The 1,462-nt window shown below is 72.3% G+C and carries 1 protein-coding gene; it reads left to right on the top strand.

Going from position 1 to position 1,462, the window contains the following annotated elements:
- On the top strand, positions 1-1,462 hold a 1,462-nt coding region (locus tag AB0I73_RS41270; protein ID WP_363045512.1), incomplete at both ends, for a condensation domain-containing protein.

Below are 1,462 nucleotides of genomic sequence, written 5' to 3'. Positions count from 1 at the left end.
CTGGACACCTCGGCCGACGCGCGCGGCCGGGTGGTGCCGGCGGTGCGGCCGGCCCGCGTACCGCTCTCGCACGCCCAGCAGCGGCTGTGGTTCCTGCACCGTTTCGAGGGCCCCAGCGCCACGTACAACCTGCCCGTCGCCCTGCGGATGACGGGAGCGCTGGACGAGGAGGCGCTGCGGCAGGCGCTGGCGGACGTCGTGGACCGGCACGAGAGCCTGCGCACGGTGTTCGCGGAGGACGCCGAGGGCCCGTACCAGATCGTGCGGGACGTCACCGAGGTGTCTCTCACGGTGACCGCCACGGACGAGGAGCACCTGCACGAGGAACTGGACCATGCCTCCCGTACGACATTCGAGCTAAGCGAGGAACCGCCCCTGCGCGCCTTCCTGTTCGAGCTCGGCGACGAGGAGTACGTCCTGCTCGCGGTCGTCCACCACATAGCGGGCGACGCCTGGTCGATGGGCCCCCTCGCCCGTGACCTGGTAGCGGCGTACGCGGCCCGGGTGCGGGGCACGGCCCCCGAGTGGGCGCCGCTGCCGGTGCAGTACGCCGACTACAGCCTCTGGCAGCACGTCGTCCTCGGCTCCGAGGACGACCCCGACAGCGAGGCCACCCGCCAACTCGACCACTGGAAGCGGGCGCTGGCCGGGCTGCCCGAAGAGTTGTCGCTGCCGTTCGACCGCCCGAGGCCGGCCGTGGCCTCGTACCGGGGCGACCGGGTCACCTTCGATGTGCCGGAGGACGTGTACAGCGGTCTGGTACGCGTCGCCCGTGAGGGCAGGTCCAGTCTGTTCATGGTGCTCCAGGCGAGCCTGGCGGCGCTGCTGTCCCGGCTGGGCGCGGGCACGGACATCCCGCTGGGCACGCCGATCGCCGGCCGCACCGACGACGCGCTCGACGACCTGGTCGGCTTCTTCGTGAACACGCTGGTGCTGCGCACCGACACCTCGGGCGACCCCACGTTCACCGAACTGCTGGAGCGGGTGCGGACGGCGGACCTCGCCGCCTACGCCCACCAGGACCTGCCGTTCGAACGGCTGGTGGAGGCGGTCAACCCGGAGCGCTCGCTCGCCCGGCACCCCCTCTTCCAGACCATGCTCACCCTGAACAACACGGACCAGGGCGCGGCGTCCGCCGTCACCTCCCTGCCCGGCCTGGAAGTGAGCAGCCGACCGGTCGGAATCGGCGCCGCCAAGTTCGACCTGTCCTTCCGACTCGCCGAACGGCGTCCCACGGCGGAGACCGAGTCCGCCGCGCTGGGTGGTGCACTGGACTACAGCACCGATCTGTTCGACCGCGGGACCGCACAGTCCATCGCCGACCGCTTCGTCCGCGTACTCACCGCCCTGGCCCAGGACCCGGATCGCCGGGTCTCCGAGGTGGAGGTGCTGGAGGAGGCCGAGCGGCAGCGGGTGCTGTCCGGCTGGCAGGGCGCCTCCCGTGCCGTGCGCGGGCGGTCGC

The sequence above is a fragment of the Streptomyces sp. NPDC050388 genome (genome assembly GCF_040655635.1).
In the GTDB taxonomy this organism is placed as follows: domain Bacteria; phylum Actinomycetota; class Actinomycetes; order Streptomycetales; family Streptomycetaceae; genus Streptomyces.
Note: the sequence above shows the minus strand (reverse complement) of the source record. Positions and strands in the feature narration are given on the sequence as shown.